This is a genomic window from Streptococcus sp. SC1 (genome assembly GCF_030272855.1).
Lineage (GTDB): Bacteria > Bacillota > Bacilli > Lactobacillales > Streptococcaceae > Streptococcus.
On the sequence record NZ_JAQCMU010000004.1, the window covers coordinates 61601 to 75871 of the forward strand.

18 protein-coding genes and 1 other annotated feature (1 of these 19 running past the window's edge) are annotated in these 14271 nt (G+C 43.0%); all 18 genes read right to left on the reverse strand.

The window, feature by feature from the left end:
• Positions 1-215, reverse strand: a binding site (T-box leader) (it extends 15 nt beyond the left edge of the window).
• Positions 216-287: 72 nt separating this feature from the next.
• Complete coding sequence (locus tag PAN94_RS06855) at positions 288-830, reverse strand: VanZ family protein (protein ID WP_285875244.1); 543 nt, start codon at positions 828-830, stop codon at positions 288-290.
• Positions 817-1905, reverse strand: a complete 1089-nt coding sequence (gene rlmN / locus PAN94_RS06860; RefSeq protein WP_285875245.1) for a dual-specificity RNA methyltransferase RlmN — start codon at positions 1903-1905, stop codon at positions 817-819. The genes PAN94_RS06855 and rlmN overlap by 14 nt, the downstream gene beginning before the upstream one ends.
• 9 nt (positions 1906-1914) lie before the next feature.
• Positions 1915-2478 carry a YutD family protein gene (locus PAN94_RS06865; RefSeq protein WP_285875246.1) on the reverse strand — a complete coding sequence of 188 codons (564 nt, stop codon included), beginning with the start codon at positions 2476-2478 and terminating at the stop codon, positions 1915-1917.
• 162 nt (positions 2479-2640) lie between these two features.
• Complete coding sequence (locus PAN94_RS06870; RefSeq protein ID WP_502963014.1) at positions 2641-3738, reverse strand: SepM family pheromone-processing serine protease; 1098 nt, start codon at positions 3736-3738, stop codon at positions 2641-2643.
• Positions 3731-4216, reverse strand: coding sequence for a pantetheine-phosphate adenylyltransferase (gene coaD / locus PAN94_RS06875; RefSeq protein ID WP_285875247.1), 486 nt, complete (start codon positions 4214-4216; stop codon positions 3731-3733). Before coaD ends, PAN94_RS06870 begins: the two co-directional genes overlap by 8 nt.
• Positions 4206-4745, reverse strand: coding sequence for a 16S rRNA (guanine(966)-N(2))-methyltransferase RsmD (gene rsmD, locus PAN94_RS06880; protein WP_247950703.1), 540 nt, complete (start codon positions 4743-4745; stop codon positions 4206-4208). The genes coaD and rsmD overlap by 11 nt, the downstream gene beginning before the upstream one ends.
• Before the next feature lie 85 nt (positions 4746-4830).
• A complete protein-coding gene (gene yidD / locus PAN94_RS06885) occupies positions 4831-5091 on the reverse strand; it encodes a membrane protein insertion efficiency factor YidD (RefSeq protein ID WP_285875249.1) in 261 nt (86 codons plus the stop codon).
• Positions 5088-5819, reverse strand: coding sequence for a pseudouridine synthase (locus tag PAN94_RS06890; RefSeq protein ID WP_285875250.1), 732 nt, complete (start codon positions 5817-5819; stop codon positions 5088-5090). Before PAN94_RS06890 ends, yidD begins: the two co-directional genes overlap by 4 nt.
• 133 nt (positions 5820-5952) lie before the next feature.
• Entirely contained in the window at positions 5953-6498 is a 546-nt protein-coding gene (gene scpB / locus PAN94_RS06895) for an SMC-Scp complex subunit ScpB (RefSeq protein ID WP_285875251.1), read from the reverse strand.
• Positions 6491-7201 (reverse strand): segregation/condensation protein A, encoded by a 711-nt coding sequence (locus PAN94_RS06900; protein ID WP_285875252.1) that lies wholly within the window; start codon positions 7199-7201, stop codon positions 6491-6493. The genes scpB and PAN94_RS06900 overlap by 8 nt, the downstream gene beginning before the upstream one ends.
• Before the next feature lie 2 nt (positions 7202-7203).
• Positions 7204-7935: a site-specific tyrosine recombinase XerD gene (xerD, locus tag PAN94_RS06905; RefSeq protein WP_125380454.1), complete on the reverse strand. Its 732-nt coding sequence runs from the start codon at positions 7933-7935 to the stop codon at positions 7204-7206.
• Positions 7932-8393, reverse strand: a complete 462-nt coding sequence (gene cbpB, locus PAN94_RS06910) for a cyclic-di-AMP-binding protein CbpB (protein WP_285875253.1) — start codon at positions 8391-8393, stop codon at positions 7932-7934. The genes xerD and cbpB overlap by 4 nt, the downstream gene beginning before the upstream one ends.
• Positions 8390-8911 (reverse strand): metallophosphoesterase, encoded by a 522-nt coding sequence (locus PAN94_RS06915; protein WP_285875254.1) that lies wholly within the window; start codon positions 8909-8911, stop codon positions 8390-8392. The genes cbpB and PAN94_RS06915 overlap by 4 nt, the downstream gene beginning before the upstream one ends.
• Positions 8887-9864, reverse strand: coding sequence for a nucleoside-triphosphate diphosphatase (locus tag PAN94_RS06920; RefSeq protein ID WP_285875255.1), 978 nt, complete (start codon positions 9862-9864; stop codon positions 8887-8889). Before PAN94_RS06920 ends, PAN94_RS06915 begins: the two co-directional genes overlap by 25 nt.
• Positions 9861-10655, reverse strand: coding sequence for a glutamate racemase (gene racE / locus PAN94_RS06925; RefSeq protein ID WP_285875256.1), 795 nt, complete (start codon positions 10653-10655; stop codon positions 9861-9863). The genes PAN94_RS06920 and racE overlap by 4 nt, the downstream gene beginning before the upstream one ends.
• A gap of 99 nt (positions 10656-10754) precedes the next feature.
• Positions 10755-11003: a YneF family protein gene (locus PAN94_RS06930; protein WP_015605536.1), complete on the reverse strand. Its 249-nt coding sequence runs from the start codon at positions 11001-11003 to the stop codon at positions 10755-10757.
• Between the two features lie 57 nt (positions 11004-11060).
• Positions 11061-12311, reverse strand: a complete 1251-nt coding sequence (locus PAN94_RS06935; RefSeq protein WP_285875257.1) for a diaminopimelate decarboxylase — start codon at positions 12309-12311, stop codon at positions 11061-11063.
• Positions 12312-12788: 477 nt separating this feature from the next.
• The gene (locus tag PAN94_RS06940) at positions 12789-14252 is read right to left on the reverse strand and encodes a hypothetical protein (protein WP_285875258.1); all 1464 of its coding nucleotides are present in this window, start codon (positions 14250-14252) and stop codon (positions 12789-12791) included.
• Positions 14253-14271: the final 19 nt, after the last annotated feature.

Here is a 14271-nt window from a genome sequence, read left to right on the forward strand (position 1 = left end):
TCGCGGTGCCACCTCAATTATGGAGTCAGTATAGACTACCTCCATATCTCTGTCTTGTCTAACAACAAGTCGCACTGTAAGGTGTGCTCACCGAATTTTTATTGTTTCAAATTCATTTTTTTGCATCAGCCCACTTCATAATCTTCCACTGCCTGTTTCCACCAACCACAGGCTCCCTGAAAGTAGAAAAAATTATTACTTTTCTGATGATTTATTTCATTATAGGCCTTTCCTTTTTTCTTGTCAAGAAAAAATTTAATTTTTTATTCTAAATCCGAACTTTTTCTTCACTCATCAGCCTTGAAAGCGCCGCCTTGACGATTTTTCCAGATTTTCTGACCGAGCTGAAAAGCCCGCCAAGCCAGATAACCACCCAAAGTATTGGTCCAGAGATCATCAATCTCAAAGACTCGATTGGCGTTGATGAGAAGGTCCAGCAGAATCTGAGTCACTTCAATAGACAAACTCATCCCAAAGCTCAGCCAGACAACCTTCTTGGTCTTCCGCAATGTTGGAAAGAGCCAAAGCAATTGAAAAATTAAGGGCGATAGCAGAAAGATATTGGCCAAATTTTGAACAAAAACCTTGACCAGCTGGATCCAAGAAGTAATCTCGCCAATATTGACAAAGGAATTAAAAGGAACCAAGAGAACCACTACTCGGCCAAAGTACTGGATACCTGGCGTCTCCATTCCCGGCTCTGGAACCTGAGGAATAAAGCACAGAATACAGAGCATTAAGAAATAGAGTCCACATCCTCCTACCAGCAATTTCTGCCCCTTAGCTGTCAGCTCACCGTCTGAAGTCAGATAATTCTTAAGGCTGAACATTTTCTACCAATGCTTTCTCACGATCACGCTTCATAGTATTAGAACGCAGCTGACCGCAGGCTGCATCAATATCCGTTCCATGTTCCTGACGAACCACGCAGTTGACTCCGTTTTTCTTGAGGGTATCGTAGAAGGCCATCACGCGCTCTTTGGGACTGCGACTGTATTGGTCGTGCTCGCTAACGGGGTTGTAAGGAATGAGATTGACATAAGACAGCTTCTTAATGTTCTTGAGCAGCTCAGCCAGTTCCTTGGCCTGCTCTACCCCATCATTGACTTCATTAAGCATGATGTACTCAAAGGTCACCCGACGGTTCGTCGTCTCGATATAGTATTCAATGGCCGCAAAGAGTTTCTCAATCGGAAAGGCACGGTTGATTTTCATGATACTAGAACGTAGTTCATTGTTAGGTGCGTGCAGTGAAACAGCAAGATTGACCTGCACACCTTCATTGGCAAAGTCACGAATCTTATGAGCCAAACCTGAGGTTGAAACCGTGATGTGGCGGGCACCGATAGCCAAACCTTTGTCATCATTGACCGTCCGGACAAACTTGAGCACATTGTCATAGTTATCAAATGGCTCGCCGATTCCCATAACTACGATATGGCTGACCCGCTCATCCTGACCACGCTCGTCAAAATACTTCTGCACCAACATAATCTGCGCAACAATCTCACCGTTATTGAGGTCGCGTTGTTTTTTAATCAAGCCAGAGGCACAGAAAGTGCAGCCGATATTGCAGCCAACTTGGGTGGTCACACAGACAGAAAGTCCATAGTGCTGGCGCATGAGTACCGTCTCAATCAGCATGCCATCCGGCAGCTCAAAGAGGTACTTGACCGTACCGTCAGCCGACTCCTGAACAATACGTTGTTTAAGCGGATTGACAACAAACTGATCATTGAGCTTAGCAATCAAATCCTTGGACAGATTGGTCATTTCCTCAAATGACTGGACACGCTTGCGATAGAGCCACTCCCAAATCTGGGTGGCACGGAATTTCTTTTCTCCCTGAGCTTCTGCCCATTCAATCAATTCTTCTCGCGTTAAGCTATAAATCGATGGTTTCATGTTTCTCCTTTATTTCTGACGAATGACAAAATGGCGCTGCGATTGGCTAGATGCCGCTTGCTTTGCCTGTTTGCCTTGTTTCTGTTGTTTGTTCTTGTTTGCCTTTGGACGATGCTTTTGCTGATCGTCCTTCGTTTTTTTAGAGTTACGTTCCCTAGAAATTTCTGGATGTTTTTTGCTGTCCGATTTTCTCTTATGATGGGATTTTTTGTCAAAGGCAGCCCGTCTTGGCTGAGCATTTTCCAAAACAAAATAGGCACAGCCATAATTACAATACTCTAGCAGATAGTCTTGTAAACGGCTGATTTTCTCTGCATTTTCCTTGGCTTTCTCATCCCGATAAAAACCGCGCAACCGCAACTGTTCATTGCCCCAGTCACCAACAATATAGTCAAATTTATTCAGAATTTCTGAAAAGCGTTGGTGAAAGGCCGTCAAGTCAAAGGCCTCTTTATAATTCTCCACCAATTCAAACTCAAATTTTTCTGCAATTATCTTGCTGCCCATTTGCTTAAATTCTGGGCCGGGGAATTTATTGTAATTATACAACTCAGGTGAAATCTCTTTACGCATACTTATCCTTTGTCATTCATCTATCTTACTTCATATTATTTTATCACAAAACAAAGGGAATTTATATTTTTTCAGAAGAAAAAGATCTTTCTGTAAAAAGTCAGACGATTTAATAAAAAATATTCTTCTGTCGTCTCTAAAAGACAAAAATCTTAGCCGAAACTAAGATTTTTTGGTTTTTTCTAAATAATCAATCGCGTCCTGAAGAGTCTTAACTGGCACAATTTTCATATCCGTTTTGATTTCCTTGGCTGCTTCAAGCGCCGTTTCATAGTTGGTCTTGGCTTTGGGATTAGCCTTTTTTTCTTCCTCGCTGATAGGATTATCCGGAACAAAGAAGATTGTCGCTCCAATCTTGGCAGCAGAGACAACTTTTTTGTCAATCCCACCAATATCTCCAACCTTGCCTTCTCTGTCAATGCTGCCCGTTCCCGCAATCACGCGGCCGTCTCGCAAGTCAGGATTGGCCAATTGAGTATAGATGGCTAGGCTAAACATGAGGCCAGCACTGGGACCACCGATACCTTCAGTCGAAAATTCAATCGGAACACTGCTGTTGACCTCCGTACGGTCAATCAAACTAATACCAATTCCGTTTTTGCCATTTTCCAGCTTGATGATTTTCCCCGTCGCTGTCTTGGTTTCTCCATCTTCCTCGTAGGTCACCTTGACACTATCGCCCAAGGCTTGAGAATTCACATATTTGACCAAATCTTCCGAGCTTTCAAAGGTCTTGTCATTGACTCCCGTCACCGTATCCGCAATATTTAGAATACCTTTAAAGGTCGAATTCTGAGCTACTTTCAGAACATAGACACCCAGATAGTTCATCTTGATGTCTTTTCCTGCAGCCTTGAGACCTTGGTATTTGGCCATATTCTGCGACGTTTCCATATAAAATTGGTTAATGCGCATATACTCAGCATCGCTTGAACCACCCGTCATATCCTGAGCCGAATAAATATCCGTAAAAGGCGTCAACCAAGCGTAGACCAGATGGGCAAAGGTCGCATGCTGAATCCCAACCGTCACAAAATTGTAGGAACCTGGCGCCTGATCTTCTTTTCCATCCACAGTCAGAACCTTCCGAATGTCTTCTGCCCCTCCAGGTACCTCAATGTAGTAAGGCAGGGGAACAAGAATAGAGAAAAGGAAGAGCACGACCACAATAATAGAGGTCACTCCAGCACAACCAACTACTTTTAAACCACGTTTATTTTCCTTCGTCATCACTTTCGGATTTGCCATGTCATTATTCATCTTTTTTCTCTAACTCCTCAATCACACTCGCTGGTACATAGGCAGAAAGATCCTGCTGAAAAGCAATCAATTCCCGCATCGCTGAAGAACTGATGTATCGATAGGCCGGCTGACTCAGCAAAAAAACGGTCTCCAAGTCAGGTGCTAAGTCCTTATTGAAAAAATGCAGGCTAGCTTCATAGTCCAAGTCCTGACCGTTGCGTAAGCCGCGGACAAGGGCAGTCACACCCAGTCTTTTTGCCACATCGACCGCCAATTCATCATGGGAAGTGATGACTTCTACATTTTCCAAATGCGCCAAAGCCGCTAGAACCATTCTTTTTTTCGCATGGATGTTAAAAAATCCTTCTTTGTGAGGATTGTAGAAGATGCCCACATACAGGCGATCAAACATCCGACTGGCACGCTCAATCAAATCCACATGTCCGTTGGTAATGGGATCAAATGACCCTGTAAAGAGTCCGATTTTATCTGACATAGACCGTCACCTTTGAAATTCCATATATTTTTTGCTTCCAGATACCCAAGTCTGCGATTTCTTCTGGCAAATCAACCGACTTATCCGTCTCGCAAACAACCATAATATCCTCGCTCAAGAGCTTGCGCTCCGCCATTTTTTCAATATCCGCAATAATCTGCTCCTTAGCATAGGGCGGATCCAGCAAAACCAGATCAAACTGACCAGTCAACTGCTCTAGCGCTCGACTCGACTCCATCTTGAGTAGCTCAAAGCGCGCTGCTTCCTTAGTCATAGCAATATTTTCCGCCACGATAGCTTGCGCCCGCCGATCTTTTTCAACCAAAACAGCCGACTCCATGCCACGAGACACCGCCTCAATCCCCAGACTGCCGCTGCCTGCATACAGATCCAGCACCCGACCGCCATCAAAATAAGGCCCAATCATATTAAAAATCGCGCCCTTGACCTTATCTGTCGTAGGTCGCGTTGTCTTGCCATCTAATGTCTTGAGGGGTCTGCCCCCGTACTTTCCTGAAACAACTCTCATAAAAAACATTATAACAAAAATATTAAAAAGCTGATAGTAATTGCTAAGGCTGGACTTTATTCTCTAGCAAAAAACGGAAACAAGGCTATTTCCGTTCTAAGTCTGTTTTGGAGTTATTTCGCCGAAGACTAAAATGGTCTGGGACTGGATCGTCCCCTTCCTCGGACCAGGGATGGCAGCGACCAATTCTGGCCAAGCCCATCAGCACCCCCTTGGCCCCGTGTTTTTCGATGGCTTCAATCATGTAATTGGAACAGGTTGGCCGAAAACGGCAGGAAGGTGGAAAGGCAGGGGAAATAAAGCGCTGGTAAAATCGAACCGGCGCTATCAATAGTTTCTTAATCATTTTTTCTTAGTTTTGGTCACAGCCAAGTTATGCAACTGGCTGACTTCCTTTTTACTCAATCGACGTGCTTCACCCGGCTTGAGCCCAGTCAAGTCCAGATATCCAAACTGAGTCCGTGAAAGCTTGTCCACAGGCAACCCCACTGCTTCAAACATCTTCTTGACCTGATGATTACGTCCTTCGTGGATGGTCAACTGAACCACTGAGCGATTTTTCACGGGATCGACCTTGAGAATCTCATAGACAGCTGGCTTGGTTTTCTTGCCTTCAATGACCAGACCACGAGTCAGCGGACGCAGAACTTCCTTATTGGCCACACCCTTGACACGCGCCACATAGACCTTGTCAATTTCATTCCGCGGGTGAATCATTTCATCCGTGAAATCACCATCATTGGTCAAAATCAAGGCACCAGAAGTGTCCCAGTCTAGTCGGCCAACGGGATAAATCCTCTCCTTGACCTGCGGCAACAAATCAACGACTGTCTTACGCCCCTTGTCATCGGTCACACTGGAAATCACCCCGCGCGGTTTATTAAGCAGGTAGTAGACCTTTTCTTCATTGTAGATAGGCTGGCCTTCTACTTCCACTCGGTCGCCCGACTTGATGGTAGTTGCTAGCTCACGCACTACCTGACCATTCACGGTCACCAGCCCCTGCTTGATCAACTCCTCAGCCTTTCTCCGACTGGCAATTCCCGCATGGGCAATGTATTTATTGATTCTCATCGATATTATCCTTTCACAAGATACAAAGACCATTTTCACAACTTTAACAGCTGGAAAAATGGCAAATAGGGAAAGCAGTGCCTCCCTCAAAGCTTGGAACCGTTCAGAAAACGTCCCTTATAGGATGAACTCATCATTCTCCGAAAAGCTGACTTTCCTCAGCAATGAGCTCCGCTTCGTCCACAATCGGCAATTCGTCCAAATGGTTGATACCCATATAGTCTAAGAAATAGTCCGTCGTCACATAAAGATTGGGACGGCCAATGACTTCCTTCTTGCCATCTTCCCGAATCAATTCAAAAGCTAACAACTTCGAAATCGCCCCGCTGGAATTGACCCCACGAATATCATCGATTTCAACCCTTGTAATGGGCTGCTTGTAAGCAATGATCGATAAGGTTTCCAGTGCTGCTCGGGATAAGCTCTGGTTAATCGGTGCCCGCGAATACTCTCGTAAAATCTCAGCAAATTCAGGCTTGGTGACCAACTTATAGGTCTTTGACGTTTCCAGCAAGGTCAAGCTGGAGTCTGGATTTCCCTGATAGTTCTCCGCCAATTTTTCCAAACTCTGGATGACACCAGTCGGCGGCAAGGAAAGGATTTCTGATAGCTGATGAACTTTCAGACCGTCTTCCCCCGCCACAAAAAGCAGGGCTTCAATCTCTGCTAATTTACTCATTCTTTCTTCCTACTAAATAAATATTTCCAAAGTTTTCCTCCTGAATGACCTGCACTTCCTGCACCTTGACCAACTCCAAAGTTGCCAAAAAGAGCGTAATCACTTCATTCATGTCTTTGGTTTCTGCGAAAATATCCTGCAGGGCAAGGCGTTTGTGAGCCTGACAGCGCTGGCGCACCACTTCCATCATGTCCTCGATCTTATACTCATCTCGCACAATGGTCGTATGACTCTTAGAAAACTCCTCCTGCTTCTTGGTCATCACCTTGGAAAAAGCTAAAAAGAGATCAACGGCCGTCTTGTCGTGCAAGAGTTCAGCGTCTTCATAGACCAGTTCCAGCTTGGGCTTGGAGTAGTAAAGAGCCCGGTCCTCATGCTGGAGGGACATTTTCTGCCCCAGCAGCTTAAACTTCCGATATTCCTCAATCTGACTCAGCAAATCCTGCTCCAGATCGTCCTCCAGGTCCACCTGATCCACCACCTTGGGGAGGAGCTTACGACTCTTGATCAGCATGAGCTGGCTGGCCATGACCATGTATTCTCCCGTTACTTCTAGCTTCATGGCCTGCAGAGTAGATACATAAGCCAGATATTGCTCGATGACCTCGGTAATGGGCACATCGTAAATATCCATCTGATACTTGGATACGAGGTGGAGCAACAGATCCAGCGGCCCCTCAAAATCTTTTAACTTGATATCCATTCTTATCTGTACTTTTCTAATGTAATCACTGTCTTCAAGCCCAGATCACGAGCGATGTCGTAGATACCGACACCCTTTTCCCGCTGGCGCAGGATAAATTGCTCCCGCAGGCTTTGGGCTGATAAGCTGGCCTGCCCCTGCTCTATCAAGAAAGCCTCCAGCTGGCGAAAGCCCCATTGGCGTGAATAGGACTTGCCATTCTTTTCAAATAAATAAGTCCCTGTCAAATAATCGCCCAACTCGCTCGTCAGACTTTCGGGGATCTTAATAATCCGCTTCTGCCCAGCCTTCTCAATCCGTAAAACCTGAAAATCAAGATTGACATCTTCAACCTTGACCTGCAGGATTTCACTTGGCAAGAGACCCATTTCCAAAATCAAGAGCGCTATCAGCCGGCCTTGTGGTACCGTAGAAGCTTCCCAAAAGGCTGACAAGTCCATCAGCTCACTTCCCAGTTCCTTGGAGATAGCGACTTTTGGCAGGGTCAAGCGGTGAAATTCACCAATCATCTTGTTCTCATAAAGATAATAGAGAAATTGATTGACCGCTGAGAGCTTCCGCTTCTGGACAGCTGCCTTGAAATCCTTGATAGAGGCTTGATAAATCCGCAAATTGGTTTCTGTCACCTTGCTGTGGATTTCATTGACAAATTGCTCCAAATCGTAGGAATAGGCTAATTTTGAATTTTCTGAGATATTTTTTTGTTCTAAAAAAGGAGTGATATGTTCTTTCATTTTTTGGAAATCTCATACTGACTCGTGAAGGTATGCATCAACGAGTTAACAGCTTTTAAAATCGACTTTCTAGTAATGATGCCATAAAAATGTTGTTCTTTATCCACAACAGGCAGGAACGACTCATCCACCAACTTGTGTAAAACGTCCTCAATCTTGTAATCTGGCTCGACAGTCAGACCATCCTTTCGTGTCATGTGGACAATATCCATAGACATAAACTCTTCCTCTGCCAGCTCATGCTGCATCCGATAGGCCATGATATCCGTCAGAGAAATGGTGCCAACGAACTTTTTCTCCGCAGTCACCACTGGAATGCGCGAATAGGTCATCTGGCTAAGCAAGAGAATGGCATGATCCACATTGTGCGTGTCAATCATGACCGCCAAATTCTCCCCAGGTGTCAAAAAAGTGTCTTCATGTTGCAACAGATAATCTTCAAATTCCTTAGCAATCATCGGGCAAACTCCTTGGACAAGCTTGGATAGAGCTCATGATTTCGCGTATAGAAATCAATTCTAAAGCGGTCATCGTCAATCTCTACCTTAGCATAGAGACGTTCGTTGATTGAGCCACGAGGTTGGCTAATGGATCCCGGATTGAGGAAGAGAGTCTTCCCTTGCATCCAAGCATCTGGAACATGCAAATGGCCATAGAGACAGATATCTGCCCCCACTTCCTGAGCCCAGAGATCCAGCTTTTGGAAGCTAAAGTTGATATTGAAAAGGTGCCCGTGGGTCTGGGCAATAATGGTCCCATCCAAATCTGTCACCAGCCGCTCTGGATAGCCAGGATAAAAGTCCATATTCCCCGCTACGACATGGATTCCTTCCCAGACTTCATCCTCAAAAGGTAATTCTGAGTCTCCATCATGGAAAATAGCATCGACTTTTCCCAGATAATGATCTTTCATTTCTTCGACAATGGCACGGTCCCCATGGGAATCGCTCATTACGATGATTGTTTGCTTTGCCATGCTGGAAATACCTCCATTAATTTTTGCACTGCTTGCGCACGATGGGACTGGGCATTTTTCTCTTCGATTGTCAGCTCAGCTGACGTTTTTCCTGTCTCTCCGACTAAGAACAAAGGATCATAACCAAAGCCATTTTCACCTTTTGGTTCATGGGCAATGTAGCCTGGCCAATCCGCTTCGACCACCAAGGATTCCTTATCTGGACTTGCGACCACCAGAGTCGTGTGGAAATGAGCAGAGCGGTCTTTAATATCAAAAACCATGGCCAGCTCATGTAGGAGCTTGATATTGTTTTCGTCATCTGTCGCACCAACGCCAGCAAAGCGAGCTGACCAGACACCTGGTAAGCCGCCCAAGACATCCACTTGCAGGCCGGAATCATCTGCCAAAACCATTTTGCCAGTCAACTGGCTGATCGTTTCAGCCTTGAGGCGGGCATTTTCTTCGAAGGTCATGCCTGTTTCGGCTACTTCTGGCAAATCAGGATAGTCATTCAGATTTTCCACCTCATAGCCCAACTTCCCGAAAAGCTTGCGAAACTCTGCTGTCTTGCCCTCGTTTCGAGTAGCAATCAAGAGGGTATCTTTGACATCTTTTGCTCCTAGAAAGGCTTGTAAATCCACACCATTTTGGGGCAGGTAGACATAGAGCAATTTGCCCCCTTCAACCAAAAGAAGGGCTCCCTGTCGCTGCAACAATTCCAACTTTCGGTCCGTTTCTTGGTTTAAAATATCCAACAAGAAGGTCAAAAAGCGAAAGGCTGAGCCATAGCGAATGACCGTGATATTTAAGGGCAGGTCTAGTTCTTCTTCCACCAAAATACTCTCTAAGCGGTCTAAAATATCAGAAGCTTCTGCAGGCACTCGCTCAAATTCACTGTAAGAGGCACTTTGTCCCCATTCAGCTACATACCAGTCAGAGGCATCTTTGTATTCATAAATGTTTTTTGTCATAAGGTCACATGCTCCACATTGACTTTCAGATTCAGCCAGTTTTCTGCGATTTCCGCAAATCTATTAGCATTGGCTGTAGTATAAAAACGATGGTTCAGTTCGTGCTTTTCGCGGCTACGATTGATTTCAAAATAATTGAGCAGAACAGAAATATCCCGTACACATTCAGCTCCGCTATCAATCAGCTTGACGCTCGGCCCCATCATATTTTGAATAATCGGCCGCAACAAAGGATAATGAGTACAGCCCAAGACAAGGGTATCCACCTTGCCCGCCAGAGGATGAAGAGTCTCATAGACTACCTTTTTAGTCAGGCTAGACTGGAGCTCATTTGACTCCACCAGCGGGACAAACTTAGGACAAGCTAAACTCTGCACCTCCATCTCGGGAGATAGAGCCTCAATCTTTTTCCGATAAATATCGGACTGAACCGTCATAGGAGTCCCTATGACCCCAATCTTGCCACCAGTCGTAGATTTGATGGCAGCGCTGGCTCCAGGCAAAATCACACCGAGGACAGGAATGTCCAACTTAGCCTTGACTTCCTCCCAGACAACAGCTGTGGCAGTATTGCAGGCAATCACAATCATCTTGACATCCTTGGTCAAGAGAAAATTGACCAACTGCCAAGTATAGTCTCGAATCTGCTCCGCCGGCCTAGGACCATATGGAGCCCGAGCCGAATCACCTATATAAACCACTTCCTCGTGGGGGAGCTGCCGCATCAATTCACGGACAACAGTCAGACCGCCCACCCCAGAGTCTAAAAATCCAATCGGTCGGTTATCCATATAGTCTTCTTTCTAAAACAAGGGATTGGAAGCCTAGCCCAAATCCCCATTTTTTATATAGAAATCTCCGTCAGCCACCAAAGGGCGGCTGAGAGAAGCTTATTTTTTGTTTTTATTTTTAGCAACCGCTGCTTTTTGTTGGTTGATGATTTGACGGTAAACTTGTTGAACGCGTGCTTCACTTGGTTTTTGACCATTGGCACTGAGCAACATCCGCACTGCTTCTACATTAAGACGTGGATTTTCCGCAAATTCCTTTTCGACCTGACGGCGAAGCAAGTACATACCAAGCAAAATCCCACCAAAGAAAGCCAGCATAATCAATAAAATTGCTAACAATGTATTCATAATAATCCGAACTCCTGTTTCATTTTTTACATTACTCTTAATTATACCAAATTATCTCTATTTTTCAAAATCAAAGCCATAGAGAGTCGCGAAATAATCTTCTGGCCTTTCTGCCCGACGAATCATACGAGCCTGACCATTTTCCTCCAGGAGAATCTCACTAGAGCGCAATTTTGCATTGTATTGGTAGCCCATGGAGAAGCCGTGGGCACCAGTATCGTGAATGACCAGCGTATCGCCAATCTGACTGACAGGCAGCTCCCGCTGGATGGCAAATTTGTCGTTGTTTTCACAGAGGCTGCCGACCACATCGACAATCTCCGTCGATCCTTCTGGCCGATCCATATTGGTAATATGGTGATAAGCTCCGTACATAGCAGGGCGCAGGAGATTAACCGCAGAAGCATCCACTCCCAGATAGGTTCGATAGGTGTGCTTTTTGTGCGTCACCTTGGTCACTAAGAGACCGAAAGGCGCCAGCATAAAGCGCCCCAACTCGGTGAAAATCTTGACCTGCCCCAGACCAGCTGGTGTCAAGATGTCCTCATAAGCCTGACGAACTCCTTGACCGATGACCGCAATGTCATTTTCCTCGCCATCAGGCTGGTAGTTGACTCCGACACCGCCAGACAGATTGATAAAGTCTAGCTTAATCCCTGTTTCTTCTAGAACCTCAACGGCTAACTCGAAAAGCTGACGAGCCAGCGCTGGATAGTAGTCATTGCTGACAGTATTGGAGGCCAAAAGAGCATGGATACCGAATTTCTCTGCCCCCAGCTCCTTGAGCTCTTTGAAAGCCTGAATCAGCTGGTCTTTGGTCATACCAAACTTAGATTCTTCTGGATGATCCATAATGCTAGTGCCCAGCTCAAAGACACCACCGGGATTATAGCGGCAAGAGATCACCTTGGGAATCCCAGCTACTTCCTTCAAGAAAGCCACATCTTCGTAAGCATCTAGATTGATGGTCGCTCCCAGCTCCCGCGCCAGACGAAACTCCTCGACTGGCGTATTATTGGACGAAAACATGATTTCATCCCCAGCAAAGCCCAGCTTTTGGCTCATGAGCAGCTCCACATAGCTAGCACAGTCCACCCCGCAGCCCTCTTCCTTGAGGATTTTTAAAATAGCAGGGTTTGGTGTCGCCTTGACGGCAAAATATTCCTTAAAACCAGAATTCCAAGCAAAAGCCTCATACAAAGCCCGCGCTCTCGCTCGAATCCCCTTCTCATCGTAAAGATGGAAAGGCGTTGGAAACTGCGCGGTCAGCTCCGCCAAGCGCTCACGACTGATAAATGGAGTTTTCATACACGCTCCTACTTTCTATTTTACTGACAATATTATACCACAAGTGTAGGTTGGGGAGGAGAAAAAATAGGCTCCAGAATTTCTATAATGGTTTTATCCATCGCAGAAACCCGAGAGCCTGTAAATCATAAAATGAGCAAAATTTATATTGAATAAGTTAGGAGTTATTACCTTATATTCGTGCTCTGAACTCGTTGGTCGGTTCAACCCCCAACTCAATCCCCCCAATAACTGAGAAGAAGGCTGCAATGTTGTACTTCTCAGCTCGGTTCGAACTTACAGAATTTATTGTGTAGTAAGATGCTTTCTAAAAAGTTGATTTTTCCAGTACAATATAAATCATAGTTTAGAAATAGGAAATTAAATTCGTTACTTGTTCTAATACCTTTGAAAATGAGGTATATCATTGATACTATAAAAATGAATTTAACAAATAATATTTGGATATATAAGGGATAAATACAACTAATGTCAACTTCATAAATTTTGGCGAGAAACCTCTGAATAATAAATTGGAATTTTAATTATATTTCCAAATAAATTTATTTTTTTAAACTTTACTTTAGGAACTAAATTCAGACCTCTATATTTATCATTTAAAATATCTTCTAACTTATAAGAGCAAGAATCCTTCTTTAATAGTTGTTTATAATGCTGTGTCAATAAAATGAAACTATCTGAAAAATAATCCACTGAATAATTGGTTAAAGTAAAAAATAATATTTTATTTGGTCTGATTCCGCTATATTTATGATCAAAATATTTGTCAAAGACATTCTCTACAGTTAAATTTTTCATAGCATCTTTATTTTGTGCAGCACCTTTAGACAATAATTTTTTTAAATTTCTTATATCGTTTACAGAATCAACAGGAAGTTTAAATTTTAATTCAATAGTATGAACTATATTTGCTTTTTTATCATATACAATTAGATCTTCTCCTGGGCTACCATTTTTATCAATGTCAAAATCATACATATCTGATTTCATAGACTTAAGTTCATTAATTTGATGTAACTCTAGTTTCTTTTGTTCATTTTGATAGAATGAGTGATTTTTAATACTTAATAATTTCAAAATATTCTTATCTAATCTTTGAGTATTAAATAAACTTACTGATAGAATTAATTTCCCTTTTACTGGAATAAAGTAAGATAGTATAGGATCACTATCTATTGATTTAAAATCATATATTAAAAAATCTATAATATGGTTAATTTTTTCGTAGCATAATTCTGGAATTACTCGACACAACTTTGCAACCCATTCACTTTTTTCTAACTCAATGTACCCAATTTCATTTGTGACCATAATTGGTTTTAAATACTCAAATTCTATAATATGATCTATTCCTTTACAAAATTTTTTATAATCTTTTAAGGTGAAATTATTTATGTTAAAATCAACTGTCAAATCAAATATCTTGTCTGTTATATCTTGCAACTTTGTGGCTCCCGCTATTGCGCGTTGTTGTTCTAACATATGCCAATAACCATTATATATATCATTTATTTTATACTCATCTTTCTTATATTCAAAACGAATAGCCTGGTTTTGAAAGACGACATTCACAACTTTAATTTTATAAAGTTGAATAAAATCCTCAAATTCCAAATAATCTGATATCCTTTGGAGCAATAAAATTAGGTCAATAACTTCTATTTTCTTACTATCTACTTGTGACGTCTCATCGAGATTATGAAATATAAAAGGTATCGATTTTTGAATTATTCTAACAATTTTTTCACTGTCTAGATATATATCTTCCGTTTTGAAAAGTGAAAATAATTTCCCTCTTGAAATAAAAATGGAGGTCTCAAGTCTAGAAATTAAAAATTTTACTGCATCATCTCTATTCATTTTAAACAAATCATGATTTAATATTTCTTTTTTTATTTCACTTTTTTTACTTTCTAATTGCTGTAAAATAGTATTGATCATACTGATTCCTCCTATGCTT

What these genes read in the sequence shown, in the direction of transcription:
- PAN94_RS06855 (WP_285875244.1), bottom strand. Translation starts at nt 830, where the DNA reads ATGTTCAGCCTTAAGAATTATCTGACTTCAGACGGTGAGCTGACAGCT.
- PAN94_RS06865 (WP_285875246.1), bottom strand. Translation starts at nt 2,478, where the DNA reads ATGCGTAAAGAGATTTCACCTGAGTTGTATAATTACAATAAATTCCCC.
- PAN94_RS06890 (WP_285875250.1), bottom strand. Translation starts at nt 5,819, where the DNA reads ATGAGAATCAATAAATACATTGCCCATGCGGGAATTGCCAGTCGGAGA.
- coaD (WP_285875247.1), bottom strand. Translation starts at nt 4,216, where the DNA reads ATGTCAGATAAAATCGGACTCTTTACAGGGTCATTTGATCCCATTACC.
- scpB (WP_285875251.1), bottom strand. Translation starts at nt 6,498, where the DNA reads ATGAGTAAATTAGCAGAGATTGAAGCCCTGCTTTTTGTGGCGGGGGAA.
- rlmN (WP_285875245.1), bottom strand. Translation starts at nt 1,905, where the DNA reads ATGAAACCATCGATTTATAGCTTAACGCGAGAAGAATTGATTGAATGG.
- PAN94_RS06935 (WP_285875257.1), bottom strand. Translation starts at nt 12,311, where the DNA reads ATGAAAACTCCATTTATCAGTCGTGAGCGCTTGGCGGAGCTGACCGCG.
- xerD (WP_125380454.1), bottom strand. Translation starts at nt 7,935, where the DNA reads ATGAAAGAACATATCACTCCTTTTTTAGAACAAAAAAATATCTCAGAA.
- racE (WP_285875256.1), bottom strand. Translation starts at nt 10,655, where the DNA reads ATGGATAACCGACCGATTGGATTTTTAGACTCTGGGGTGGGCGGTCTG.
- PAN94_RS06915 (WP_285875254.1), bottom strand. Translation starts at nt 8,911, where the DNA reads ATGGCAAAGCAAACAATCATCGTAATGAGCGATTCCCATGGGGACCGT.
- cbpB (WP_285875253.1), bottom strand. Translation starts at nt 8,393, where the DNA reads ATGATTGCTAAGGAATTTGAAGATTATCTGTTGCAACATGAAGACACT.
- PAN94_RS06930 (WP_015605536.1), bottom strand. Translation starts at nt 11,003, where the DNA reads ATGAATACATTGTTAGCAATTTTATTGATTATGCTGGCTTTCTTTGGT.
- rsmD (WP_247950703.1), bottom strand. Translation starts at nt 4,745, where the DNA reads ATGAGAGTTGTTTCAGGAAAGTACGGGGGCAGACCCCTCAAGACATTA.
- PAN94_RS06940 (WP_285875258.1), bottom strand. Translation starts at nt 14,252, where the DNA reads ATGATCAATACTATTTTACAGCAATTAGAAAGTAAAAAAAGTGAAATA.
- yidD (WP_285875249.1), bottom strand. Translation starts at nt 5,091, where the DNA reads ATGATTAAGAAACTATTGATAGCGCCGGTTCGATTTTACCAGCGCTTT.
- PAN94_RS06920 (WP_285875255.1), bottom strand. Translation starts at nt 9,864, where the DNA reads ATGACAAAAAACATTTATGAATACAAAGATGCCTCTGACTGGTATGTA.
- PAN94_RS06870 (WP_502963014.1), bottom strand. Translation starts at nt 3,738, where the DNA reads ATGAATAATGACATGGCAAATCCGAAAGTGATGACGAAGGAAAATAAA.
- PAN94_RS06900 (WP_285875252.1), bottom strand. Translation starts at nt 7,201, where the DNA reads ATGGATATCAAGTTAAAAGATTTTGAGGGGCCGCTGGATCTGTTGCTC.